22 protein-coding genes are annotated in these 23,054 nt (G+C 70.9%); 8 read left to right on the forward strand and 14 right to left on the reverse strand.

The window, feature by feature from the left end; all coding sequences use genetic code 11:
• Window positions 1-101 precede the first annotated feature (101 nt).
• Together KIK09_RS21555 and ald are read left to right on the forward strand one after the other, a co-directional pair.
• Window positions 102-1,484 carry an aspartate aminotransferase family protein gene (locus KIK09_RS21555; protein ID WP_214321071.1) on the forward strand — a complete coding sequence of 461 codons (1,383 nt, stop codon included), beginning with the start codon at window positions 102-104 and terminating at the stop codon, window positions 1,482-1,484.
• Window positions 1,485-1,547: 63 nt separating this feature from the next.
• Complete coding sequence (ald, locus tag KIK09_RS21560) at window positions 1,548-2,663, forward strand: alanine dehydrogenase (RefSeq protein WP_214321072.1); 1,116 nt, start codon at window positions 1,548-1,550, stop codon at window positions 2,661-2,663.
• A gap of 700 nt (window positions 2,664-3,363) precedes the next feature.
• Here ald and KIK09_RS21565 read toward each other — a convergent pair.
• Together KIK09_RS21565 and KIK09_RS21570 are read right to left on the reverse strand one after the other, a co-directional pair.
• The gene (locus tag KIK09_RS21565) at window positions 3,364-3,810 is read right to left on the reverse strand and encodes a VOC family protein (RefSeq protein WP_214321073.1); all 447 of its coding nucleotides are present in this window, start codon (window positions 3,808-3,810) and stop codon (window positions 3,364-3,366) included.
• A complete protein-coding gene (locus KIK09_RS21570) occupies window positions 3,807-4,124 on the reverse strand; it encodes a PadR family transcriptional regulator (protein WP_214321074.1) in 318 nt (105 codons plus the stop codon). The genes KIK09_RS21565 and KIK09_RS21570 overlap by 4 nt, the downstream gene beginning before the upstream one ends.
• A gap of 60 nt (window positions 4,125-4,184) precedes the next feature.
• Between KIK09_RS21570 and KIK09_RS21575 the strand changes: the two genes are divergently transcribed.
• Window positions 4,185-4,556: a VOC family protein gene (locus tag KIK09_RS21575; RefSeq protein ID WP_214321075.1), complete on the forward strand. Its 372-nt coding sequence runs from the start codon at window positions 4,185-4,187 to the stop codon at window positions 4,554-4,556.
• 657 nt (window positions 4,557-5,213) lie between these two features.
• Here the strand turns inward: KIK09_RS21575 and KIK09_RS21580 are convergent.
• A complete protein-coding gene (locus KIK09_RS21580; RefSeq protein ID WP_214321076.1) occupies window positions 5,214-6,626 on the reverse strand; it encodes a tetratricopeptide repeat protein in 1,413 nt (470 codons plus the stop codon).
• Window positions 6,627-6,741: 115 nt separating this feature from the next.
• Here KIK09_RS21580 and KIK09_RS21585 point away from each other — a divergent pair, with 115 nt between their 5' ends.
• On the forward strand, window positions 6,742-7,506 hold the full coding sequence (locus KIK09_RS21585) for a GntR family transcriptional regulator (protein ID WP_214321077.1): 765 nt from the start codon (window positions 6,742-6,744) through the stop codon (window positions 7,504-7,506).
• Window positions 7,507-7,671: 165 nt separating this feature from the next.
• Here the strand turns inward: KIK09_RS21585 and KIK09_RS21590 are convergent, their stop codons facing one another.
• Complete coding sequence (locus KIK09_RS21590) at window positions 7,672-8,496, reverse strand: poly(ethylene terephthalate) hydrolase family protein (RefSeq protein ID WP_214321078.1); 825 nt, start codon at window positions 8,494-8,496, stop codon at window positions 7,672-7,674.
• A gap of 57 nt (window positions 8,497-8,553) precedes the next feature.
• Here KIK09_RS21590 and KIK09_RS21595 point away from each other — a divergent pair, with 57 nt between their 5' ends.
• On the forward strand, window positions 8,554-9,858 hold the full coding sequence (locus tag KIK09_RS21595; RefSeq protein WP_250573538.1) for a M28 family peptidase: 1,305 nt from the start codon (window positions 8,554-8,556) through the stop codon (window positions 9,856-9,858).
• On the opposite strand, the gene KIK09_RS21600 is transcribed toward KIK09_RS21595, so the two are convergent.
• The 4 genes from KIK09_RS21600 to KIK09_RS21615 all read right to left on the reverse strand — a co-directional run bounded on the left by KIK09_RS21600 (window position 9,817) and on the right by KIK09_RS21615 (window position 11,779).
• Window positions 9,817-10,674: a sulfite exporter TauE/SafE family protein gene (locus KIK09_RS21600; RefSeq protein ID WP_214321080.1), complete on the reverse strand. Its 858-nt coding sequence runs from the start codon at window positions 10,672-10,674 to the stop codon at window positions 9,817-9,819. The two genes, KIK09_RS21595 and KIK09_RS21600, sit on opposite strands and share 42 nt — an antisense overlap.
• A gap of 50 nt (window positions 10,675-10,724) precedes the next feature.
• Complete coding sequence (locus tag KIK09_RS21605; protein ID WP_214321081.1) at window positions 10,725-10,991, reverse strand: SHOCT domain-containing protein; 267 nt, start codon at window positions 10,989-10,991, stop codon at window positions 10,725-10,727.
• Between the two features lie 132 nt (window positions 10,992-11,123).
• Window positions 11,124-11,585: a Clp protease N-terminal domain-containing protein gene (locus KIK09_RS21610; protein WP_214321082.1), complete on the reverse strand. Its 462-nt coding sequence runs from the start codon at window positions 11,583-11,585 to the stop codon at window positions 11,124-11,126.
• Window positions 11,582-11,779 carry a helix-turn-helix domain-containing protein gene (locus KIK09_RS21615; protein ID WP_214321635.1) on the reverse strand — a complete coding sequence of 66 codons (198 nt, stop codon included), beginning with the start codon at window positions 11,777-11,779 and terminating at the stop codon, window positions 11,582-11,584. Before KIK09_RS21615 ends, KIK09_RS21610 begins: the two co-directional genes overlap by 4 nt.
• 57 nt (window positions 11,780-11,836) lie before the next feature.
• Here KIK09_RS21615 and KIK09_RS21620 point away from each other — a divergent pair, with 57 nt between their 5' ends.
• On the forward strand, window positions 11,837-13,192 hold the full coding sequence (locus KIK09_RS21620; RefSeq protein ID WP_214321083.1) for an FAD-dependent monooxygenase: 1,356 nt from the start codon (window positions 11,837-11,839) through the stop codon (window positions 13,190-13,192).
• 109 nt (window positions 13,193-13,301) lie between these two features.
• Window positions 13,302-14,888, forward strand: coding sequence for an ABC-F family ATP-binding cassette domain-containing protein (locus KIK09_RS21625; RefSeq protein WP_214321084.1), 1,587 nt, complete (start codon window positions 13,302-13,304; stop codon window positions 14,886-14,888).
• A gap of 444 nt (window positions 14,889-15,332) precedes the next feature.
• On the opposite strand, the gene KIK09_RS21630 is transcribed toward KIK09_RS21625, so the two are convergent.
• Together KIK09_RS21630 and KIK09_RS21635 are read right to left on the reverse strand one after the other, a co-directional pair.
• On the reverse strand, window positions 15,333-15,980 hold the full coding sequence (locus KIK09_RS21630) for a response regulator transcription factor (RefSeq protein ID WP_214321085.1): 648 nt from the start codon (window positions 15,978-15,980) through the stop codon (window positions 15,333-15,335).
• Window positions 15,977-17,095, reverse strand: a complete 1,119-nt coding sequence (locus tag KIK09_RS21635) for a sensor histidine kinase (protein ID WP_214321086.1) — start codon at window positions 17,093-17,095, stop codon at window positions 15,977-15,979. The genes KIK09_RS21630 and KIK09_RS21635 overlap by 4 nt, the downstream gene beginning before the upstream one ends.
• Before the next feature lie 136 nt (window positions 17,096-17,231).
• On the opposite strand from KIK09_RS21635, the gene ggt reads away from it, so the two are divergent.
• The gene (gene ggt, locus KIK09_RS21640; protein ID WP_250573539.1) at window positions 17,232-18,920 is read left to right on the forward strand and encodes a gamma-glutamyltransferase; all 1,689 of its coding nucleotides are present in this window, start codon (window positions 17,232-17,234) and stop codon (window positions 18,918-18,920) included.
• Here the strand turns inward: ggt and KIK09_RS21645 are convergent.
• The 4 genes from KIK09_RS21645 to KIK09_RS21660 are packed head-to-tail and all read right to left on the reverse strand — an operon-like array spanning window position 18,910 to window position 23,049.
• The gene (locus KIK09_RS21645) at window positions 18,910-20,364 is read right to left on the reverse strand and encodes a flavin-containing monooxygenase (protein WP_214321088.1); all 1,455 of its coding nucleotides are present in this window, start codon (window positions 20,362-20,364) and stop codon (window positions 18,910-18,912) included. The two genes, ggt and KIK09_RS21645, sit on opposite strands and share 11 nt — an antisense overlap.
• Window positions 20,357-21,229, reverse strand: a complete 873-nt coding sequence (locus KIK09_RS21650; protein ID WP_214321089.1) for a metal-dependent hydrolase — start codon at window positions 21,227-21,229, stop codon at window positions 20,357-20,359. The genes KIK09_RS21645 and KIK09_RS21650 overlap by 8 nt, the downstream gene beginning before the upstream one ends.
• On the reverse strand, window positions 21,226-22,044 hold the full coding sequence (locus KIK09_RS21655) for a M24 family metallopeptidase (protein WP_308164221.1): 819 nt from the start codon (window positions 22,042-22,044) through the stop codon (window positions 21,226-21,228). The genes KIK09_RS21650 and KIK09_RS21655 overlap by 4 nt, the downstream gene beginning before the upstream one ends.
• 57 nt (window positions 22,045-22,101) lie before the next feature.
• On the reverse strand, window positions 22,102-23,049 hold the full coding sequence (locus KIK09_RS21660) for a WD40 repeat domain-containing protein (RefSeq protein WP_214321091.1): 948 nt from the start codon (window positions 23,047-23,049) through the stop codon (window positions 22,102-22,104).
• Window positions 23,050-23,054: the final 5 nt, after the last annotated feature.

Here is a 23,054-nt window from a genome sequence, read left to right on the forward strand (position 1 = left end):
GCGAATCTCGAACTTCTTGCAGAGTGTTGCGACGCATTCACTTGGCAAACCGCTGGTGAACATGCAGACTGTGGGGAGTTCAGACACGAGGGAAGATAACGATGACGCAGCCGGAAAATGAGATCCTCAAGGCCGCGCAGGATCACCTGTGGTTGCACTTCACCCGACACAGTTCCTACGAGCAGAGCGAGATCCCGACCATCGTCCGCGGTGAGGGATCGTACATCTACGACATTCACGGCAAGCGCTACCTGGACGGCCTGGCAGGCCTGTTCGTGGTGCAGGTGGGTCACGGGCGCAGCGAGCTGGCTGAGGCCGCCGCCAAGCAGGCCCAGGAGCTGGCCTTCTTCCCGCTCTGGTCCTACGCCCACCCCAAGGCCGCCGAGCTGGCGGCCCGGCTGGCGCAGGAGGCCCCGGACGGGCTGAATCGGGTCTTCTTCACCACCGGTGGCGGCGAGGCCGTCGAGACGGCATGGAAGCTGGCCAAGCAGTACTTCAAACTCAAGGGCAAGCCGCTCAAGCACAAGGTCATCAGCCGCAACATCGCCTACCACGGCACCCCGCAGGGCGCCCTGTCGATCACCGGCATCCCCGCGTTCAAGGCCCCGTTCGAGCCGCTCGTGCCTGGCTCGATCCGGGTCCCGAACACCAACTACTACCGGGCTGAAGAGTCCTCTGGTGTTTCCGGGATGTCCGAGGAGGAGTACGGCCGCTGGGCCGCCGACCGCGTCGCGCAGGCCATCGAGTTCGAAGGCCCCGAGACCGTGGCCGCCGTCTTCGCCGAGCCCGTGCAGAACGCCGGCGGCTGCTTCCCGCCGCCGCCCGGATACTGGCAGCGCCTGCGCGAGATCTGCGACCAGTACGACGTGCTGCTCGTCTCCGACGAGGTCATCTGCGCCTTCGGCCGCCTCGGCACGATGTTCGGCGGGCAGAAGTACGACTACGTGCCCGACATCATCACCTGCGCCAAGGGCATGACCAGCGGTTACTCGCCGATCGGCGCCATGATCGCGCACGAGCGGCTCTTCGAGCCGTTCAAGGACGGCGACGCCATGTTCGCCCACGGCTACACCTTCGGCGGCCACCCGGTCTCCGCCGCCGTGGCGCTGGCCAACCTGGACATCTTCGAGCGCGAGGACCTGCTCGGCCACGTCTCCAAGAACGAGCCGGTCTTCAGGGGCGTCCTGGACAGCCTGAAGGACATCCCGATCGTCGGCGACGTGCGCGGCGCCGGCTACTTCTACGGCATCGAACTGGTCAAGGACAGGACCACCAAGGAGACGTTCAACGACGAGGAGTCGGAGCGGCTGCTGCGCGGCTTCCTGTCCAAGGCGCTGTTCGACGCCGGCCTCTACTGCCGCGCCGACGACCGCGGCGACCCCGTCATCCAGCTCGCGCCGCCGCTGATCGCGGGTCCCAAGGAGTTCGACGAGATCGGCTCCATCCTGCGCGGCGTGCTCACCGAAGCCTCCGCTCGCCTCTAAACCCTCCAACCGGTACGGCGGGGCCGCCCGCCGTACCGGATCTTGCCTGAAAGGAACCCCGAGATGAAGATCGGCGTGCCCGCCGAGGTCAAGAACCACGAATACCGCGTCGCCGCCACCCCGGCGGGCGTGCACGAGCTGGTTCGCCACGGCCACGACGTCACCGTCCAGCGCGGCGCGGGCCTCGGCTCGAGCATCACGGACGAGGAGTACCTGGCGGCGGGCGCGAAGATCATCGACAGCGCCGACGCCGTGTGGGCCGAGGCCGACATGGTGCTCAAGGTCAAGGAGCCGATCGCGGAGGAGTACCACCGCCTCCGCGAGGACCTGGTGCTCTTCACCTACCTGCACCTGGCCGCCTCCCGCCCCTGCACCGACGCCCTGCTGACGTCCAGGACGACCGGCATCGCCTACGAGACCGTCCAGGTGGGCAACGCGCTGCCGCTGCTCGCCCCGATGTCCGAGGTCGCGGGCCGCCTGGCCCCGCAGGTCGGCGCCTACAACCTGATGCGCTTCAACGGCGGCCGCGGCGTCCTGCCCGGCGGCGTCCCCGGCGTCGCGCCGGCCAAGGTCGTCGTCATCGGCGGCGGCGTCTCCGGCCTCAACGCCGCGCAGATCGCCGTCGGCATGGGCGCCGACGTCACCGTCCTGGACACCAACGTCGACCGGCTGCGCTTCATCGACGCCATCTACCAGGGCCGGCTCAAGACCCTCGTGTCCAACGCCTACGCCATCGAGCAGGAGGTCCTGGCCGCCGACCTGGTCATCGGCGCCGTCCTCATCCCCGGTGCCAAGGCCCCGACGCTGGTCTCCAACGAGCTGGTCTCCCGCATGAAGCCGGGCTCCGTGCTCGTCGACATCGCCATCGACCAGGGCGGCTGCTTCGAGGACTCCCGTCCCACCACGCACGCCGAGCCCACCTACAAGGTGCACGAGTCGGTCTTCTACTGCGTGGCCAACATGCCCGGCTCGGTGGCCAACACCTCCACCTACGCCCTCACCAACGCCACCCTGCCGTACGCGGTCAAGCTCGCGGACCTGGGCTGGAAGGACGCGCTCAAGGCCGACGCAGGCCTCGCGGGCGGCCTCAACACCCACGCGGGCATCCTCACCAACCAGCCGGTAGCGGAGGCCCTGTCCCTCCCCTACACCTCGGTCGCGGAAGTCCTCGCCGCCTAACCCGGCACACCGAGAGGGCCTGCCCGACTCCTTCGGGCAGGCCCTCTTTCCGTCCCAACACCCACCCCCGTTCACGCTCTCCGCCCGCGCCTCGATCACGCGGCCCCCGTCTCCATGCCCCGGGCTACGGCGCTTGCCTTCGCACGGGGTCGGAGTACGGCGCCTGCTTCAACGGGCCTGGCCGACGGGTGGAGCACTCCACGCGCCGGGTCGGGGGCCGGTGTACGGCGAACTCGGCGCGCATGTGCGGTGGTCTGCCCCGAACCCGCGTCCCCGGGCTACACACTGAAGCCTGGCGCCCGTTCCTCGTGTTGCTCGCCGTACATGCGCGCCGGTTGCGCCGTACCCCCTCCCGCCGACGCGGCGCGCGGTGGAGCTCCCGGAGCCTGTGCCAGGCGGTGGAGTGTCCGGGATCCCGTGCCGGGCGGCGTGGGCGCCTTCCGTTCGCGGCGCTTCCACCATCCCGCCGTAGACGCGCGTCGGTTTCGCCCGTACCCCCTCCCGCCGACGCGCGCGCGGGGGCCGTGTTCTCGGTGGGCGTTGCGTTCTGGTCGCGGCCCTGTCGTGGATGGTTGCCCGCCGTACTTCGTCACGTCGTCCCAGTGCGGTGGGGTGCTGTGTGCTGGTTGGGATCAGGCTGTGGATGGTTGCTCGGCTCGCCGGCGGCTACCGGACACCCGAGTCCGCCGGCGGGCACCCATTAGGGGAGGTCGGTGGGGGTTTGGTGGGCTATGTCGTCGGGGGTTAGTTGTTCGCGGGCCGTGGTGATGGACCAGCGGTGGCCGAAGGGGTCGCGTAGCACGCCGTACCTCTCGCCCCAGAACATTTCCTGCACCGGCATCTCGACTTCCGCGCCGGCCGAGAGGGCGCGGGCGGCGACGCCGTCGGGGTCGTCGACCTCGAGGAGGATCATGACAGGGCTGCCGCCGAGCGTGGGCGGCGCAAGGGCGTTGAGTGCGGGCGTCTCCTCGCTCACCAGGAGGCGGCCGTCACCCACCTGGAGTTCGACGAAGAGGATCACCCCGTTGGGCAGGGTGTTGCGGAACACCTCCACCGCGCCGAACGCGTCGCGGTAGAACTCGATCGCCGCCTCGGCGTCCAGGACGAACAGATGCGGACTGAGCCCGGTGGGCCGTAGCGATGTCATGGGACCAGGCCTGCCTCTCGTGCTGCCGTGACCATGCGCGCGAGGAGTGCGGCCTCGGCTCTGACGGCCGCTGTGCCCTCGGGCGTGAGCCGGTAGTAGCGGCGCCGCGCGTCGTGCGGCGCGGCGGGGTCGCCCTCCTCGGTCTCCTCCACCAGACCGTCGGCCAGCAGCCTGCTGATGGTCCGGTAGAGCGTACCCGGACCGAGTTTGACCGATCCATCGCCGATCTCCTCGACGAAACGCATGACGGCGTACCCGTGGGCGGGCCCGCTGGCCAACGCCAGGAGCACCTGGAAACCCGCCGCGGTCAGCATGTTGACACGATAGCACCACGATGGTTATATCCGAAGCGGATATAACCAAGGAGGGTACACATGGGGATCAAGGTCAGCCAGATCACGCTGTACGTCGACGACCAGGACGCGGCGGTGGACTTCTGGACGAACAAGGTCGGCTTCAACGTCACCACGGACATGCCCTACGGCCCGGGCACACGCTGGATCGAGGTCACACCACCCGATGGGGGTGTCCGGCTCGTCCTGTTCAAGTCCGGCCCCGACTGGCCCGAGCTCAGCTCCGAGCAGCCGAACTATGCCATGTTCGACGCCGACGACATCGTCAAGGCGCACGAGGAGCTCTCGGCGCGCGGCGTCCACTTCACGCAGGCCCCGGTCAAGGAGGAGTGGGGCTGGTCCGCCGTCTTCACCGACAACGAGGGCCACGCCTTCCACCTCAGCCAGCGCTGACCGCGTCTTCCCCTTTCAGGGCCTTGGCACTCTTTAGGCGCTTTCAGGGCCTCGGCTCTCCTTAGGCGCTGTTGTCGGCGGCCCCCTTTAGGCGCTGTTGTACGGCAGGCCGCGGGACCCGCCGCCCGCCGTACTTCGGCTGAGGGCCCGTGACCGGCGCTTCTGGCGAGTCGAGGACGCTGACCCGCCGCGACGCCGCCCCCTACCCGCGTCCCTGGGCTCCGCTTGCTCGCCGTCCGCTGGCCGGGTTGCTCGCCGTAGATGCGCGCCGGGTTCGCCGTACACCGTCCCGCCGACCCGGCGCGGGGGTGGGTGTCGTGACCTTGGGTTCGTTCTGCGTGCCGGACAAGCGCGCCGACCACCGCCGTGTGCCGGCCATGTGTCGTCCCGCCGACGCGGCGCGCGTGGGGTGGGCGTCGTGGCCAGGGGTCGGCTTGCTCGCCGTACGTGCGCGCCGGTCACCGGTGTGCAGCGTCTCGCCGACCCGGCGCGCGTTGGGTCCGCAGCGGACGCCTGTGCGGCACAGCGCCCCGGGACCTGGGTAGGGGGGCGGCGTTACGGTCGGTCACCGTCGTCGACTCGTCGGAAGCGCCGGTCACAGGCCCTCTGCCGGAGTGCGGAGGGCGGCGGTTCCCACGGCTTGCCGTACAAGAGCACTCAACAGGCGGGGTGGCGTTGGGGGAGGTTGAGGCGGTGGCGGAGGGTGCGGGCTGTGGAGAGGACGCGTTCGACCTCCGTGGGCGTGGGCCAGGGGGACGTGCCGGGGCGTAGCAGGGTGGTGCGGATCGCGGCGAGGTGGTCGATGGCGGTCTGGTGGAGGCCGCTGCGTTCGGCCAGCCACACCACCACGTCCGCGTGGTCGCGCAGGGGGCGGGTCGTGAGGTCCCAGGTGCCGAGGATTTCGGTGAGGTCCTGGACCGGGAGGGGCACCCCGCCGCGACGGCCGGTGGCCGCGGAGGCCAGTTCGGCGCGCGCCGTGAGTTCGGGCTCCGCGAGCCGGTCCCAGGTGGGCGGCGGCGGGTCGGCCAGCCAGCGCTCGGCCTCCTGCTGCTGCCCGGCGGCCGACAGCAGCCCGCCGAGCTCCAGCGTCGCCCGGTGGTGTCCGGCCAGCGCCGCCTGGCGGAACCAGTGCTGCCCGCCCGCCAGGTCGCCGAACTCGGCGATCAGCAGCAGCCCGAAGTTGTAGGCGGACTCGGCGTCGCCGCTGGCCGCGGCCCGGCCGAACCAATGGCTGGCCCCCTGCGAGTCGCTCAGCTCCACGCAGACGAACCCGGCCATCCGCTGGTCGTCCAGCCGCCCGGCGTTGGCGGCCCGCTCGTACCAGCCCAGGGCGGTGCGCAGGTCTCTGCGGGACAGCGCGATGCCGCCGAGCTGCGAGGCGGCCCCGGCGTGCTCGCTCTTGGCGGCCAGCCTGTAGTACGCCTCGGCGCCTTCGGGATCGCGGCCGGCCTGCAGGAACAGGCCCAGGCAGTAGGCGGACTCGGCATGGCCGCCGCGCGAGGCGTACTCCCACCAGCGCACGGTCTCCTCCTCCTCACCCGAGGAGTAGGCCAGGAAGCCCAGGTCGTGGGCGGAGGTCAGGTCGCCGTCGCCGGCCGCCTCGCGGTGCCACTCGCGGGCGGAGGCGGTCTCGCCCGCGTCCTCGCACAGCAGCGCCAGCCTGCGGGCCGCGGTGCCGGAGCCGGCCCTGGCCGCGGCCTCGAACCACTTCCTGGCGCCGGCCAGGTCGCCGCGCTGCTCGAGCAGGATGGTGGCCAGGTTGAGCGCGGCCTCGGCGTCGCCGGTGCCGGCGGCCAGCTCGTACCAGCTGACGGCCTCCTCCAGGCTGCCGTGCTTCTCGTGCCAGACGCCCAGGTTGTAGGTGCTGTCGATGTTGCCGCCCGCCGCCGCCCGCTCCCACCAGTGGCGGGCGGCCGAGCGGTCGCCGCGCTGGGCGTAGAGCTTGCCGAGCCGGTGCGCCGCCTGCGGGTCTCCGTCCTGCGCGGCGGCGAAGAGCTCGGCGTCGGGCTCAGAGCGCCGCGGGGAGGGGACCCGCACGGGCACCGTCACATCGGAATTCCCTTGCCACATGTGCCCTCCTCACTTCAGCACAGCGTCGCACGTAACCAGGTGACAGCGGAGCGTAATCGAAGACTTCCTCACCTGGAGCCTGCAAAGGGATCCGGTCGTCCGTACAATTTTCGTCATGGATTGGGAACGCCGCCTCGCCCTGGACCCCGGCGCCGTCGTGCCGCTGTACTACCAACTGCGCGAACGCCTGCGCGCCGTGATCGCCGAGTGCGAGCCCGACACCCTGATCCCGCCCGAAAAGGACCTGATGGGCTACGCGGGGGTGAGCCGGGCGACGGCCCGCCGCGCCATCGGTGACCTGGTCCAGGAGGGCCTGCTGGTGGCCCGCCAGGGCAGTGGCACCTACACCGCCCCGCTGGCCGTGGCCTCGGAACTGGGCAGGCCCACCGGCTTCACCGAGACGATGGCCAGGCTCGGCCGCAAGCCCACCGCCCAGGTGCTGTACGCGCGCACGCAGCCGTGCACGCCGGACCTGGCCCCCGCACTCGGGCTGGAGGCGGGCTCCGAGGTGGTGTTCGTCGAGCGGCTGCGCCTGCTCGACGGCGAGCCGTGCATGATCGAGAGCGCGCACCTGCCCGCCGCGCTGGTCCCCGGCATCCTGGGCGAGGATCTCACGGGCTCGCTGTACGGCCTGCTCAGGCTGAAGTACGGCCTGGTGCCCGCCGCCGGCAGGGAGACCGTGGGCGCGGTCAACGCCGACTACCGGCTGGCGGGCCTGCTGCACGTGCCGATGGCGGCGGCGCTGCTGGCCACCTCGCGCACCACGGTCACGGCGGCCGGCCTGCCGATGGAGTACACCATCCGGCACGCCCGCGGCGACCTGGCGGTCTTCTCCGTCGAGCTGAACGACGCCAAGAACGCGCTCGAGGTCGAGCAGTGAGCGCATCCTGTACGGCGCGGCGAACTGGGCTGGGCGTGGCGATGCAGGCCTACCCGGTGGCCGACCTGCACGGTCACGCCCAGCCGCTGCTGGGCTACCTGCGCCTGCTCGGCGTGGAGCCGGACGACTCGGGCGGGCTCCACGCCGGGGGCCGGGGGCTGACGGTCACGGGAGGTTCTTCTCGGCCGCCTTCTCCCAGCTCGTGTTCGTGTTGATCTCCGGTGTGGAGCCCGCGAAGGCGCCTCTGGCGTAGGTGTCGCCTTGCAGCGTGTACATCAGCCAGGCGGTCAGGTAGCCGAGGAAGCCGCCGCCCGTGCCCTGGATGGTGTTGTGGTCCGCGCCCTTGAGCAGCGCCTTGGCCGCCGCGCCCGGCACCGCGTTGTAGTAGTTCGTCACTGCGGAGTTGGGGGAGATGATGATGTCGTTGCTCCCGCTCATGAACAGGACCGGGGAGGTCAGCTGGCCGACGTTGAACTTGTCTCCCGAACCCACCCAGATCGGGGCGGGCAGGGCGATCGGCACCACGGACTTGATCAGGCCGCCGGACTTGGTGGCGGTGTTGACCGCGCCGCCCGCGCCCTGCGAGTGGCCGACCGCGCCCACCTTGGTCACGTCGAGCTTGCCGTAGAAGACGCTGCTCGGGTCGCTGTTGCGGTCGACGAGGTAGCGGGCCGCGGCGATCATCTCCGCGCCGGTGCCCGTCGTGGTGTCGGTGCTGGCCACCACGGCGAAGCCCCACGAGGCGAGCTGGTTGAGCACGCCCGGATACTGGGCGGGGGTGGCGTTGGTGCCGTTGCCCCAGGTGATGATCGGGTGCTTGAAGCCGCCCGCGCCCAGGTCGGCAGGGTAGTAGAGCTTGTAGTCGGTGCCCACGTCGGCGGTGGCGACCGCCCACGGACCCGCGGCCGCGTAGTGCGCCTCGATCGTAGCGGCGGCCGCCGGTCTGGTGAGGAATCCGAGGAGGAGTAGGACGGCGGAGATGAGCTTCATTCGGCCCCCTGTCTTGTACGGATGACCGATCATTTGCTTCACTCGTAACCGATGTCAATGCTTGAATGGATAGAGACGATCACGGCGCGCGGCATCCGCAGGCCCGGCTATCCGGCCGACGAGTGGACCGAACGCTGGCTGGCGGAACGGCTCGCGGAGTTCGGCCTGGACGTGGCGCTCGAGCCGGTGGAGGTGACCCGCTGGCGGCCCGGTGGCGGCGTGCTCCGGCTCGACACCGGCGAGGAACTGCCCGGCTTCCCGCTGCCGTTCACCGCGCCCACCCCCGGCCTGCGGGCCAGGCTCGCCCGGCTGGAGGAGGCCGAGCCCGGCGACCTCGCGGTCGAGGAGGTGGCCTTCACCGAACTGCCGCAGTCGCTGGTCAAGACGCTGGCCACCGCGTACTACGACCCCGAGGGCGTCTTCGACTCGCTCGTGCAGACGATCCCGTTCGGCCCGCGGATGATGGAGGTTCTCGAGCCCGCGCTGGCCAAGGGAGCCGCCGGCTACATCGGGGCGCTGACCGGCCTGCCGTGGGAGACACGCGACTACTACGTGCCCTACGACGCCGTCGAGCGGCCCGTCCCCGGGCTCTGGCTCTCCGGCGCGGATGGCAGGGCGCTGCTCGACCGGCTACCTGCGATGGGCACGATCGTGTCCGAGTCGGTCAGCGACACCGTGACCACGCACAACGTGGTCGCCACGCTTCCGGGGAGCTCGCCGTACTGGGTGGTCGTGGGATCCCATCACGACGGGCCGTGGGCGTCGGCGGTGGAGGACGCCACCGGCATCGCGCTCGTGCTGGAGTCCGCGCGCCGCTGGGCCCGGGTGCCGCAGGAGGAAAGGCCGCACAACCTGCTCTTCCTGCTCACCTCCGGGCACATGGCGCACGCCGCGGGGACCAGGGCGTTCATCGAGGCGCACCGCGACCTGCTGGCCGACGTGGTGCTGCAGGTGCACCTGGAGCACGCCGCGCTGCGCTGCGAGGGCGTGGACGGCAGGCTCGTGCCCACCGCGGATCCCGAGGTGCGCTGGTGGTTCACCACGCGGGCGGCGCAGCTCGAGCGGCTGGTCTGCCAGAGCCTGGAGGCGGAGGACCTGCGCAGGTCGTTCGTGCTGCCGCCGGACGTCTTCTCGCCGATGCCGCCGACCGACGGCGCGTTCTTCCACCCGGAGGGCGTGCCGCTCGTGCACTTCCTGTCGGCCCCCATGTACCTGTTCGACTCGGCCGACACCGTCGACAAGGTGGACGTGGCGGGGCTGGAGCCGCTGGCCGCGGCGGCCTTCCGCATCGTGCGGGGCACGGCGGGCTGGGACCCGGCGTCACTGCGCGAAGCGGATGAAGCCCGCATACATCCCCATTGAGCAGACGTACCGCAACGTGCCCGGCGGTTGCGGAGGAAGGCGCACGATCGACGGCAACGCGTAGTCACGCCCCTCGATCGTGACCGTGCCGGTGCATCCCCGGTCGACCAGCCGGAAGTCGAGCGTCACCGGCACTCCCGCACGTAACGCGACGAACCCGGGCCGGTATCCCTCGCGCGTCGCCCAGATCGTGGCCGAACTCCCGCCCGCGGTGGCCGCCGCGGGCGCCGCCGGCTCGGGCAGCCAGCCGCCCAGGCTCAGCCCCGAGCCGATCGTCCACACCCCCGCGGCCAGCGCGACCACCCCCGCGACCCGCGCCAGCCTGGTCCGCGACACCCGCCGCAGCAGGAAGCCGAGCAGCGCGAACGCCGGGGCCGAGCCGAGCACGAACCCGGCCATCACCGCCGCCCCGCCCAGCGGCGACCCGCTGGACACCGCCACGAGCTCCATGCCGACCGTGACCCCGCACGGCACCAGGATCGTGGCCGCCCCCACGAGCACGGGAATCCCCGGCCTGGCGGGCGCCGGGCAGTCCACGCGGTCACGCCTGATCAGCCTGACCGCGAAGACGATCACCACGATCCCTGCCGCGACCAGGGACACCGCCCTGACCGGCGGCGGCAGCCGTACGACCGAGCCGAGCCAGCCGAGCAGCGCCCCCGCCAGCGTGTAGGAGCCGAGCCTGCCGGCCAGGAACCAGCCGACCTTGCCGTCCACCCCCGCCAGCAGCCCGCCCTGGACGGCGGTGCACGAGGCGGTGCCTGCCACCAGCCCGGCGGCGAGCCCGCTGCCGAGCAGGGCGATGATCGCCTGCATAGTCGCAACGTAACGTCGCCTGACGGGTGCGGCCAGTCACAGTTTGTTTACTACGAGCCTCCCTTGATCACCGAGATGCGCTGGAAGTACTCGTCGTCGCTCATCTCGCCGCGCGCGTACCGCTCGGCGAGGATCTGCTCCGCCGACGCCGTCGGCCCCGCCGGGGTACGGCGCAGCGGCCCCCAACCGCCGCGCCGCCACGCCCAGAGGGCCAGGCCGACCGCGGCGACCCAGAACAGGCCCCAGAGGAGCGGGATGATCGGCCAGAAGCCGCCGCCCCAGCCCCAGCCCCAGTGCGCCATCGCGAGTGCGTTCATGTCTCTGTCCTCCTTGTCCGATGCTCCTCAGCATCGCTCCGGAGGCATGGCCGCCGAATCGGACAGCGGGCCCCTCCTGCCATCCGACCAGGGGAGTGCGCGCCGCCTCTCGCGCTACGCCCGGGGAGGTAGTCAGGCCAGGCGGGCGCGCACCTCGGCGCGGTCCACGCCGAGCTCGTCGATCAGCGCGGCCACCGGGTCGGGCGGCTGCTGGTCGAGCAGCACGAGCAGGAGGTGCTTGGGCCCCTGCTTGTTACGGGTCCGCATCGTCGTCGCCTTGAGCGCCTGGTTGACGGCCTCCCGCGCGCTGGAGGTGAAGTTGGTGCCCGGTATCCCCGGATGCTTGCGCGGCCGCCGATCGGGCACCTCGCCGACGTCTATGCCGATCGCGCTCAGCGCCGCCCGGTCAAGCGCCTCGAGCCCGGCGCGCGCGGTGTCGAGGGGGACGCCGAGCGCCAGGGCGGTCTCGGAGTCGGGGTCCCGCAGCAGGCCGAGCAGCAGGTGCTCGGTGCCCATCCGGCGGTCGCCGCGCTGCCGCGCCTCGTCGAGTGCGGCCTTCACAGCCGTGGAGAAGGGGTTCACCGTGGACCTCATTTCCCGTACTTGGCGTGCACCGACTGGCGGGACATGCCCAGCGCGTCACCGATCTGTTCCCACGTCCAGCCCTGCTCCCTGGCCAGCGCGACCGAGATGGCCTCGACCTGCTCGGCCAGCCGGTGCAGCGCGCCCACGGCGCGCAGGCCCATGGCCGGGTCGTTGGACTTGATGCGCTCGGAAAGTTCTCCCATGTCCACGCTGTCAGGCTAGATTGACAGGCTTCGTTTTGTCAATCTAGCCTGACAGGCATGGACGAGATGGAGATCGTGATCGTGGGAGCGGGCCCCGTGGGGCTCATGCTGGCCTGCGAGCTGGGCCTGGCCGGGGTCAGGCCGGTGCTGCTCGACAAGCGGCCTGAGCGGAGCGCGCTGCCCAAGGCCAACGGCTTCGGCGGGCAGATCGTGCGCGTGCTGGCCCTGCGCGGGCTGCTCGAACGCTTCGAGAAGGCCGCCTCCTACGCGGGCAGGCCGCCCGGGTTCCCGTTCGGCGGCGTGCCCGTCGGCTTCGCCGGGCTGGACGTGGGTCTCGATCTGCTGGCCGTACAGCAGCCGCAGATCGAGCGCATTCTCGAGGAACGCGCCGCCGAGCTGGGCATCCAGGTCGAATGGGGCGCGGAGGTGAGCTCGCTCGACGACCTGCGCGCCCGCTACGTGGTCGGCTGCGACGGCGCGAGCAGCACCGTGCGCGAGCTGGCCGGCTTCGACTTCCCCGGCACTACCGAAGAGGACGTGGTACGGCTCGGCCACTTCAGGTCCGTGCGCGCCAAGGGCATCTTCGGCGAGGCGGGCCAGTGGCGGCACACGCCCCGCGGCCAGGCCATCGTCACCTCGCTGCAGCCGGGCATCTTCGTCGTCGGCGTGCGCGAGAAGGGCGCCCAGCCGGCGGGCCCGATGACCGTCGAGGAGCTACGGGACTCGCTGCGCCGGGTGCTCGACACCGACGTCGAGCTGGGCGAGCCCATCTGGGTCTCGCGCACGGTCGCCCAGGCCAGGCAGGCCACCGAGTACAGAAGGGGCGACGTCTTCCTGGCCGGCGACGCGGCCCACCTGTTCCCCGCCGGGGGATCCTCGCTCAACGTGGGCCTGATGGACGCCGTGAACCTGGGCTGGAAGCTGGCCGCCGCCGTCCACGGCACCGCCCCTGACGGGCTGCTCGACACCTACCACGCCGAACGCCACCCGGCCGGGGCCGCCGCGCTGCGCCAGACCCGGGCCCAGGCCGCGCTCGGCCGGCTCGACGGCGAGGATGGCGAGGCGCTGCGCGGCCTGCTGGCCGAGCTGTTCGCCTACGACGGGCCGCGCCGGCACCTCGCCGAGGTGCTGCAGGGGTCCGACGTCAGGTACGGCTCCGCCGCACACCCGCTGGTCGGGCGGCTCGTCCCCGAGCTGGGCGTGGGCGCCGAGCTCCTGCGGGCCGCCAAGCCCTTCGTGGTGGACTTCACCGGCGGCGTGGCCGGTTCGATCGGGATCGACGTGGTCCGTGCGGAGATGCCGGACCCGCCCGCGGACACGCTGCTGATCCGGCCCGACGGCTACGTGGCCTGGGCCGGGGCCGACGGGCTCGAGGAGGCCCTGGCCTCGGTCAGGAAAACCGGATCGTCATAGGCCGGCCGTATGGCTACCATGTGAGCATGTCTACGCCCCGGCTGTCTTAGAAGGACACCTCGCTTCCACGCGACAGGTGTCTCCTCTAACAGTTCCGGAGTGTATCCCCATGCTTACCTTCCGTGATGTCGACGTGCGCGTCGGCGCCCGTCTTCTCCTTTCCGGCATCACCGCTCACATCGCCCCCGGCGACCGCATCGGCCTGGTCGGGCGCAACGGCGCGGGCAAGACCACGCTGCTGCGCGTCCTGGCAGGACAGCTCGCCCCCGCCGGTGGCGCCATCACCGCCGACGGCCCGATCAACTACCTCCCGCAGGACCCGGCCGCCGCCGACCCGTCGATCACCGTCATCGACCGCGTCATGTCGGCGCGTGGCCTCGACGCCGCCGTCCGCGCGCTGCGCGACGCGGAACTCTCCCTGGGTACGGCGAGCGAGGCGGCCATGGCCGCCTACGTCCGGGCCGAGGCCGAGTTCCAGGCGCGCGGCGGCTATCCCGCCGAGGCGGATGCCGCCAGGCTGGCCGCCGGGCTCGGGCTGCCCGACCGCGTGCTCGACCGGCCGCTCGGCGAGCTGTCCGGCGGGCAGCGGCGCCGCGTCGAGCTGGCCAGGGTGCTGTTCGCCGAGCCCGGCACGCTGCTGCTCGACGAGCCGACCAACCACCTCGACGCCGACTCCGTGGCCTGGCTGCGCGGCTTCCTCACCGGGTACTCCGGCGGGCTCGTCCTGATCAGCCACGACACGCAGCTGATCGCCGACGTGGTCAACCGCGTGTGGCAGGTGGACCCCGCCCATGCCGCGATCGAGACGCACAACACCGGGTGGGAGACCTACCTGTCCGACCGGGAGGCGATCGAGCGCGGCAGGGCCAGGCAGCGGGCCGCCGCCGAGCGCAAGGCCGCCACGCTGCACGCCCAGGCCGACCGGATGCGGGCCAGAAGCTCGACCGCCGTGCGCGCCAGGGACATGGCACGCCGCGCCGACCGCATGCTGGCAGGGGTACGGCCGGCCCGCCGTACCGAGAAGGTGGCGCGCATCAGGCTGCCCGAGCCTGCGCCGAGCGGGCGGATGCCGCTGGGCGCGATCAGCCTGACCAAGAGCTACGGCCCGGTCAACGTGCTGGCGGGGGTCGACCTTGCCGTCGACCGGGGCAGCCGGCTGGTCGTGCTCGGGCTCAACGGCGCGGGCAAGACCACCCTGCTCAAGCTGCTCGCCGGGCACGAGACCCCGGACTCGGGGCGGGTCGTGCACGGGCCGGGGCTGCGGCTGGGCTACTTCGCGCAGGAGCACGACACGCTCTCGCCCGGGCGCACCGTGCGGGAGAACCTGGCGGACACGGCGCCCCGGCTGACCGACGCGGAGGCGCGGCGGATCCTCGGCTCGTTCCTGTTCAGCGGGGACGACGCGGACAAGCCCGCCGGGGTGCTGTCGGGCGGCGAGAAGACCCGGCTCGCGCTGGCCGGGCTGGTCAGCTCCGGCGCCAACGTGCTGCTGCTCGACGAGCCCACCAACAACCTCGACCCTGCCTCCCGCGAGGAGGTGCTGCGGGCCGTCGACCAGTACCAGGGGGCCGTGGTGATGGTCACCCACGACCCGGAGGCGGTCGAGGCGCTCCGCCCCGACCGCGTCCTCGTCCTGCCCGACGCCACCGAGGACCTCTGGGGCCGCGACTACGCCGAACTGATCACCCTGTCCTAGCTCCAGGCGGGATGCGGGTGCCTTTCCGTCCTGGCAGTGGGCGGCCCGCTCCGGTCACGGTCCGGACTGTGCAATCCTCCGGCGCGATCCGTCTACGGACGTGTGGCGCCTGCTCGTGACCTTGGGGATTGTCACGCCGAGGCGGTGAGGGGGCGGCTCGCCTGCCATCCCGGGCTAGCTGGACTCCAGTTGGCCTAACCGGGGTGCGGCTGATCTACATGCCTTCCGCCCCGGTTGGCTGCGTGTCGGGCTGGCTCCGGCGGCACGAAGCCCCGGAGGCGGGCTTGGGGGGTGTGAGACCCGGAGGGCGGTTCCGGCTCGGGGTGGGCGTCAGGTGGGTGGTGGTCCAGGTGGGATTGGGGCGGGGCCTTCAAGAAACACTGTCCGAGCTTTAGCGAGGGCCTTTGATAGCGCGATAGCGCTGCCTGGAGCGAGGGCCTTGCCCTAGAGCCAGCCGGGTTTGACCAGGCCGCTTTCGTAGGCGATGACGACCAGTTGGGCGCGGTCGCGGGCGTGGAGTTTCATCATGGCGCGGCTGACGTGGGTCTTGGCCGTGGCGGGGGACATGAAGAGTTTCGCGGCTATCTCGTCGTTGGTCATGCCCGTTCCGACCAGGGAGAGGACCTCGCGTTCGCGGTCGGTCAGCTGGTCGAGGCCGTCCGCGGCGATGGGTTCCTTGGCTCTGGAGGCGTACTCGGCGATGAGGCGGCGGGTGACGCTGGGCGACAGGAGGGCCTCGCCGTTGGCGACCACGCGCACCGCCTGGATGAGCTCCGCCGGCTCGGTGTCCTTGACGAGGAAGCCGCTGGCGCCGCCGCGCAGCGCCTCGAAGACGTACTCGTCCAGCTCGAAGGTCGTCAGGATGATGATCCTGGGGCCCGGGGGCATCTGGCGGGTGGCCGTGAGGCCGTCCGTGCCGGGCATGCGGATGTCCATGAGCACCACGTCCGGCTCGTGCCGGCCCGCCAGCCGTACGGCTTCCGCGCCGTCGGAGGCCTCGGCGACCACCGTCATGTCCTGCTGGGCGTCGAGCAGGGCCTTGAAACCGGCGCGTACCAGCGCCTGGTCGTCGGCGAGCAGCACCTTGATCATGAATTCTCCTCCGAAGGAGCCGAGGGCAAGGGTAGCCGGGCCTCCACCTGGAAGCCCCCGTCGGCGGGTCCGGCCACGAGCGTGCCGCCCAGGGCCGAGGCGCGTTCGCGCATGCCGGGGATGCCGTTGCCGCTGCCCTCCTCGGACAGTACGGCGGGCCGCGTCGCACCCGTGTCCGTGACGTGCACGGCCAGCTCCTGCTCGCCGTACTCGAGCCTGACCGTGACGCGCGAGCCGGGCGCGTGCCTGGCGGCGTTGGTGAGCGATTCCTGGACGATGCGGTAGGCGGCCCGCTCGACCGTGGGCGGCAGCGGCCGGGAGCCGACCCGTTTGATCGTCACGTTCAGGCCGGAGCGTTCCGCCAGGTCGTCGAGGCGCTCGAGCCCGGCGGTGGGGGAGCGGGGCGCGCCCTCGCGCAGCACGTTCAGCACCGAGCGCATCTCGCCGAGCACCTCCTTGGAGGCCGTCTTGATCGTCGCGAGCGCGGTGCGGGCCTGCTCGGGATGGTCGTCGATCAGGTGCAGCGCGGTCGAGGCCTGGACGTGGATGAGCGAGATGTTGTGCGCGAGCACGTCGTGCAGCTCCTGCGCCATGGTGAGCCGTTCCTCGCTGGCCTGGCGCCGGGATTCCTCCTCCTGGATGCGCTGCCGCTCGGTGCGCCGCTCCGTGCCGATGCGGACCAGCTCCGCGATCACCATGAACAGCAGCATGAACGTGGTGATCGCTATGTCGTGGAAGAAGCCGTGCTCGCCGATCAGATACGCGTAGATCAGGAAATAGGCCAGCATGGTCCCCGCCGCGAGCCACGCGAGCAGCCTGCGCTTCTCCAGGACCAGCCTGAAGATCAGGACGCCGGGGCTGAAGAAGATCGGCCCGTAGGGGTAGCCGCCCCACACGAACGCGAACGTGGCCGCCAGGGTGACGACCAGCGAGGTGATCGGGAAGCGCCGGCGTACCAGGATCATCAGCGGCCCGACCAGCAGCAGCCCGTACGCCCACGGGTCCAGCGGCGAGCGGAAGGTGCGCTGGCCCCAGTAGGCGCCCTCGGACATCACGACCTGCGCGACCGCCACGATCAGGGCGAGATAAGGGCTGTATACGGACTTCGTGCGCACGCCATCACGCTAGATGAACGCCCTGACCTGCGCATCCCCCGCATGTCGCACGGGCCCCTACCGCGACGGGCGTACCTGGGAGATCGTGGAGAGCATGCGCCGAGTAATCGTTCCCGCAGCAGCAATCCTTGTCACGTTGACGGCCACGCCCGCGGTGGCCGACACGCAGCAGAAGGTCCCCGTAGCGGAGGGGTACGGCGGCGCCGTCGCCACCGTGGACCTCGACGCCAGCAAGGCGGCGATAGCCGTACTCAGGAGGGGTGGAAACGCCGTGGACGCCGCGGTCGCGGCGGGCGCGGTGCTGGGCGTCACCGAGCCGTTCTCGGCCGGGCTGACCGGCGGCGGCTTCATGCTCTACTACGACGCCAGGCAGCGGAAGGTGTTCACCATCGACGGCCGCGAGACCGCGCCGCAGGCCATGACGTCGAGCACGTTCGAGGGCATCCCCTTCGCCGAGGGCGTGACGAGCGGCCTGTCGGCGGGCATCCCCGGCACGACCGCGACCTGGGACCTGGCGCTGCACCGCTTCGGCACGCTGTCGCTGCGCCAGGCGCTGCAGCCGGCGATCGACGTGGCCTCGAACGGCTTCACGGTCGACCAGACCTTCCACGACCAGACCGCGGCCAACGCCGACCGCTTCAAGGACTTCACCTCGACCGCCAAGCTCTACCTGCCGGACGGCCAGCCGCCCGCCGTCGGCTCCACCTTCCGCAACCCCGAGCTCGCCGCCACCTACCGCGAGCTGGGCCGGCGCGGCCCCGGCTGGCTGTACGGCGGGCAGCTCGGCCAGGAGATCGTGGCCACCGTCAAGCAGCCGCCGATCACCCCCGGCTCGACCCGCAACGTCAGACCGGGCCTGATGGAACTATCCGATCTCCGCTCCTACCGGGCGCTCCTCCGCGAACCCACGCACATCTCCTTCAAGGGCCTGGACGTGTACGGCATGGCGCCCCCGTCCTCCGGCGGCTCCACCGTGGGCGAGGCGCTCAACATTCTGCAGGCGCTGCCCAAGGTCGGATTGCACGAGTACCTCGAGTCGTCGAGGCTGGCCTTCGCCGACAGGAACAAGTACGTCGGCGACCTCCCGAACGTGCCGCTGAAGGAGCTGCTGTCCGACGGGTTCGCCAAGGAACGGGCGTGCCTGATCGGTGACAAGGCGCTGACCAGCCCGGTCGCCCCCGGAAACCCGGACGGCAGCTACGAGCCGTGCGCCACCCCCACCGGCACCCCCGTCGCCGACGACAACCCCCAGGGCCCCGAGACCACGCACCTGGTCGTGGCCGACCGCTGGGGCAACGTGGTGGCCTACAACCTGACCATCGAGTCGACCGGCGGCAACGGCATCGTCGTGCCGGGGCGCGGCGTGCTGCTCAACAACGAGCTGACCGACTTCACCTTCGGACCCGCCTCCGGCGACCCGAACCTGCCGGGCCCGGGCAAGCGGCCGCGCTCGTCGATGGCGCCCACGATCGTGTTCGACCACGGCAAGCCGGTGCTGGCCGTCGGGTCGCCCGGCGGCGCCACGATCATCACGACCGTGCTGCAGATCCTGGTCAACCGCTACGAGTTCGGCATGAGCCTGCCAGATGCGCTGGCCGCGCCCAGGGCTTCGCAGCGCAATGCCGTACAGACCGAGGCGGAGCAGGCCTTCATCGACAAGTACGGAGCGGAGCTGACGACCCAGCACGGGCAGAGCTTCAAGCTCAACCCGGAGATCGGCGCCGCCACCGGCCTGGAGTTCCTGGGCCACGGCAGGATCCAGGCCGCCGCCGAGCCGACCAGGCGCGGCGGCGGCAGCGCGATGGTCGTCTTCCCTAGTAGATGAGCTCGTAGGCGTCGGGCTTCACCTTGCGGGTTCGCGCCCAGTACTCGAAGGTGAAGCCCGGCCAGATCGTCCGGTTCTTGCCGTGCTCGTCCAGGTACCAGGACTTGCAGCCGCCCGCGTTCCACACCAGCGGGTCGAGCCTTTCCTGCAGGCGGCGGTTGAAGGAGCGCTGGCGTTCCTGCCGCACGTCGATGGCGCGGGCGCCCGTGCGCGACAGCAGGCGCAGGCAGTCCATGACGTAGCGGACCTGGGACTCGATCATGAAGACGACCGAGTTGTGCCCGAGGCCGGTGTTCGGGCCGAGCAGGAAGAACAGGTTCGGGAAACCGGCGGTGGTGATGCCGTAGTAGGTCTCGATGCCGTCCTGCCAGGCCTCCTGGATCTTCAGCCCGCCGCGGCCGACGATCCGCTGGTCCTGCAGCGCGTCGGTGACCTTGAAGCCCGTGCCGTAGACGATGACGTCGACCTCGTGCTCGACCCCGGCCTCGTCCACGATCGAGTGCGGCCTGATCTCGCGGATCCCGTCGGTGACCAGGGCGACGTTCTCCCTGGTCAGGGCCGGGTAGTAGTCGCTGGAGATGAGCAGGCGCTTGCAGCCGATCGTGTAGTCGGGCGTGAGCCTCCTGCGCAGCTCCAGGTCGGGCACCTGGCTCTCCAGGTGCTTGAGCGCGACCCGCTCGTGCACCTTCATCAGCCGGGGATCGATGGTGAAGCCGAGCGCCCTGGTCTCCAGCACCCAGTAGATGCTGTTGCGCATGGCCCTGGCCGCGCCGGGCAGGCGCAGGATCCGCTGCATCCGGTCGGGGATGGCGAAGTCGGGCTTGGGATGGATCCACGGCGGTGTGCGCTGGAAGAGCGTGAGGTGGGAGACCTGCGGGGCGAGCTGCGGCACGAACTGGATGGCGGAGGCGCCGGTGCCGATCACCGCCACCCGCTTGCCGGTGAGGTCCACGGAGTTGTCCCACTCGGCCGAGTGGAACGCCGGCCCGGCGAACGTCTCACGCCCCACAATTTCTGGAAATTTCGGGATGTGGAGGGCGCCGATGCCCGAGATCACCGCGTTGGGCCGCAGCACCTGACCGTCGGCCGTCGCGACCTCCCACCGCCGCTCCTCGTCGTCGTACTCGAGCCCCACGACCTGCTTGCCGAACCGGAAGTGCGGCCCGATGCCGTACTTGTCGACGCACGCGCGCATGTACTCCCAGATCTCCTCCTGAGGGGAGAACATCCGCGACCATCCGGGATTGAGCTCGTAGGAGTAGGAGTACATGTGCGAGGGCACGTCGCACGCGCAGCCGGGATAGGTGTTGTCGCGCCAGGTCCCGCCCAGGTCCTCCGCCTTCTCCAGGATGACGAAGTCGTGGTACCCGGCCTCCTTCAGCTTGATCGCCATGCCGATCCCGGCGAAGCCGGAACCGATGATCACTATCCCTGGCTCAGCCACCGGTCCTCCTGTAGGACTCGAACTCCGCGTGTGCGGGAGAGATCGCGATGTAGTCCAGCGCCTGCTGGAGGTCGCCCTCCTGACTCGGGTGGAAGGAGGGCTTGACGTACTGCGGCATCGCCAGCAGCAGGCTGCGCAGCGTCGGCACCCTGCCCTGGTGGGCGCGGTAGAAGTAGTGCGTCCACTTCATCCGTACCCGTCCGCCGATGAGCGGATCGTTGGCGATCAGGAACCCGGCGCCCCTTCTGATCAGGTAGATCAGCGCGGGACCGGCCATCGCCATCGTCCTGGCCCGCCGCCCGAACGAGCCGTCGAGGTGCATGAACAGGTCGAAGGCCACGCTGCGATGCTCGACCTCCTCCGCCCCGTGCCAGCGCAGCAGGTCCATCATGACCGCGTCGGCCCCGGCCGTGTCCAGTGGCCGGGCGTCGAGGATCCACTGCCCGAGCACGGCCGTGTAGTGCTCGATCGCCGCGATCATGGCCACCCGCTCGCGCAGCCAGAACTCCCTGGCCATCGGCGGCAGCGTGTGGTCGCCGAGCAGGCGCTCGAAGGCCCACTCCACGTTGTCCACATACGGTTGCGGGTCGAGCCCCTGCTCCTTCATGTGCTCCAGCACCCGCTGGTGCGCCACCGCGTGCGTGCCCTCCTGCCCCATGAACCCCTTGACCTGGGCCTTCAGCTCGGGGTCCGTGATGTAGGGCAGGGCCTGCTTGAAGACGTGCACGAACCACCGCTCACCGGCCGGCAGCAGCAGGTGCAGCGAGTTGATGATGTGGGTGCTGTACGGATCGCCGGGGACCCAGTGCAGCGGCGTCTCCTCCCAGGAGAAGCGGACGCGGCGCGGCTTGATCTCCACGGTCATGACAGGCTCCAGCGGCGGACGTGGGGGAGGTCGTCGTCCAGCCAGGAGGCGTCGTCGTCGGTGACGACCAGGATCTCCTCGAACTTGGCCCCGATCCTGTCATCGTCGGTGCCCAGATGCGGCTCGACCGCCCAGAGCCCCGGCGTCGGCGGGTGCGCCGAGGCCTTCCCGCCGGCCCACAGCGGCGAGCGCCCCTCCAGCCGCTCCTTGACCAGCTCCCGCCCGATGGTGCGCAGCGTCCTGAAGCCGAACGACCCGAAGACCACGAACCGCGGCCCACCCAGCCGGATCCGCGCCACCTGATGCCCGATCACCCGCCCCGGATAGACCCGGTGCCGGTTCCTGTTCCCCTGCGCCGCGATCTCCGCATCCACCTCCCGGTAGATCTCCCGGAAGGTACGGCGCTGCCGTACAAGATCAAGAATTTTCCCGCGAAAGCCGGACAAGTCGTGATCCAGTCGAGCCCATCCGGGATTCGAGCCCAGCACCCCCGAGTACCCGATGTCCGCGACGTAGCCGTCCATCACGGGCGCGCAGTCCAGCACGTACGGCATGCCTTCAGCGAGCCGCCGGTTCGTGGGAAGGAACTGGAGCGACACCCGGAAGTTCCGGAAGGCGGTCCGCTCGCCGAACCAGGCGAACGGCACGTGGAACCAGTCGTCCACCCCGTGCCGCTCCAGCCACCCGCGCAGCTCCCTGGCCGCCATCCGTTCGGTGACCCCGGGCTCCAGCCGCGCGGCGACGTGCTCCGCCGCCTCGTAGGCGAGCCGCTGGAGATCGCGGAACCTGCCGAGGTCCACCGCTCTATTGGACACAAAGTCCAATGTAGTCAGCGAACGCGACCCGGTCCAGAGTGAGGCGCCTCACAGGCCTCAGCCCCCGCAGGCCTCGAATCCCCAGGCCGAGCTCCTGACCGTGTAGCGGTCGCGGAGGGTGAACCTGCTGGTGCCGAGGTCGAGCAGCAGCACGTGCATCCCGGCGGGCGTGCGCATTGCGTCGTCGCGGACATGCAGTGTGAGCTGCTTGTTCGCGGTCCAGTCGAGCATCTCGACGCGCTGGACCATGCCGCGGTAGTCGGGGATCCAGATCCAGGTGCGCACGTTGGGCCGGTCTGAGGACAGGTCCCACAGCACGGCGCGCTGCTTGCCCTTGTCCCCGGTGAGCCAGGCGACCGTGACCCCGTCGGGGTTGAGCGCGAACGGGCCGTAGGACTTCACCTTCGACGTGGCCAGCAGCCTGCCGCTCAGCGTCCGCGAGTGCAGCGTGTGCTCGCCGCTCCTGGTGAGCACCTCGTCGCCGTCGCCGCTGAAGCCGAGGAACTCCTCGCCCTTGGGCAGCGTGGCCAGGCGAGTCCCGGAGGCCACGTCGTAGAGCCGGACGCGGCCGTAGTGCTGCGACACGGCCAGCCTGGCGCCGTCAAGCGAGAGCCACATGTTCGACCCGCCTTGTGACACGCCCCTTCGGAAGGCGCCGCGGGGCATCGGGTAGAGCGCGCCGCCGAGGTCGCGGACGACCAGCCTGCCGTCACCCGCCCGCAGGTAGGCGACGCGGCGGCCGTCGCCGCTCACGCCGATCGGGGCAGCCTGCCCTTTGATCGGCTTCCCGTGCTTGGACAGCGGGTGCACCTGGGCGTCGGAGAAGCGGCGGGTCGTGCCGTCGCCGAGCGTGACGCGCCACGTGGCGCACGGGCGCCCGCAGTCGTCGACGGAGACGTAGCGGATGGCGTGCGCGCGCGAGGCGGCCTGGGCGGGCGCGGCCAACAGGCTGGTGGGTAACAGGATCGTGGCGAGGGCGAGAGCGGCGATGAGCGGCTTTTTCATGGTGG

Origin of the sequence: Nonomuraea sediminis, from assembly GCF_018531495.1 — a bacterium.
Taxonomy (GTDB): Bacteria; Actinomycetota; Actinomycetes; order Streptosporangiales; family Streptosporangiaceae; genus Nonomuraea; species Nonomuraea sediminis.

Coding starts and splice junctions, on each gene's coding strand:
- KIK09_RS21555 (WP_214321071.1), top strand. CDS start 102: ATGACGCAGCCGGAAAATGAGATCCTCAAGGCCGCGCAGGATCACCTG.
- ald (WP_214321072.1), top strand. CDS start 1,548: ATGAAGATCGGCGTGCCCGCCGAGGTCAAGAACCACGAATACCGCGTC.
- KIK09_RS21565 (WP_214321073.1), bottom strand. CDS start 3,810: ATGACATCGCTACGGCCCACCGGGCTCAGTCCGCATCTGTTCGTCCTG.
- KIK09_RS21570 (WP_214321074.1), bottom strand. CDS start 4,124: ATGCTGACCGCGGCGGGTTTCCAGGTGCTCCTGGCGTTGGCCAGCGGG.
- KIK09_RS21575 (WP_214321075.1), top strand. CDS start 4,185: ATGGGGATCAAGGTCAGCCAGATCACGCTGTACGTCGACGACCAGGAC.
- KIK09_RS21580 (WP_214321076.1), bottom strand. CDS start 6,626: ATGTGGCAAGGGAATTCCGATGTGACGGTGCCCGTGCGGGTCCCCTCC.
- KIK09_RS21585 (WP_214321077.1), top strand. CDS start 6,742: ATGGATTGGGAACGCCGCCTCGCCCTGGACCCCGGCGCCGTCGTGCCG.
- KIK09_RS21590 (WP_214321078.1), bottom strand. CDS start 8,496: ATGAAGCTCATCTCCGCCGTCCTACTCCTCCTCGGATTCCTCACCAGA.
- KIK09_RS21595 (WP_250573538.1), top strand. CDS start 8,554: ATGCTTGAATGGATAGAGACGATCACGGCGCGCGGCATCCGCAGGCCC.
- KIK09_RS21600 (WP_214321080.1), bottom strand. CDS start 10,674: ATGCAGGCGATCATCGCCCTGCTCGGCAGCGGGCTCGCCGCCGGGCTG.
- KIK09_RS21605 (WP_214321081.1), bottom strand. CDS start 10,991: ATGAACGCACTCGCGATGGCGCACTGGGGCTGGGGCTGGGGCGGCGGC.
- KIK09_RS21610 (WP_214321082.1), bottom strand. CDS start 11,585: ATGAGGTCCACGGTGAACCCCTTCTCCACGGCTGTGAAGGCCGCACTC.
- KIK09_RS21615 (WP_214321635.1), bottom strand. CDS start 11,779: ATGGGAGAACTTTCCGAGCGCATCAAGTCCAACGACCCGGCCATGGGC.
- KIK09_RS21620 (WP_214321083.1), top strand. CDS start 11,837: ATGGACGAGATGGAGATCGTGATCGTGGGAGCGGGCCCCGTGGGGCTC.
- KIK09_RS21625 (WP_214321084.1), top strand. CDS start 13,302: ATGCTTACCTTCCGTGATGTCGACGTGCGCGTCGGCGCCCGTCTTCTC.
- KIK09_RS21630 (WP_214321085.1), bottom strand. CDS start 15,980: ATGATCAAGGTGCTGCTCGCCGACGACCAGGCGCTGGTACGCGCCGGT.
- KIK09_RS21650 (WP_214321089.1), bottom strand. CDS start 21,229: ATGACCGTGGAGATCAAGCCGCGCCGCGTCCGCTTCTCCTGGGAGGAG.
- KIK09_RS21660 (WP_214321091.1), bottom strand. CDS start 23,049: ATGAAAAAGCCGCTCATCGCCGCTCTCGCCCTCGCCACGATCCTGTTA.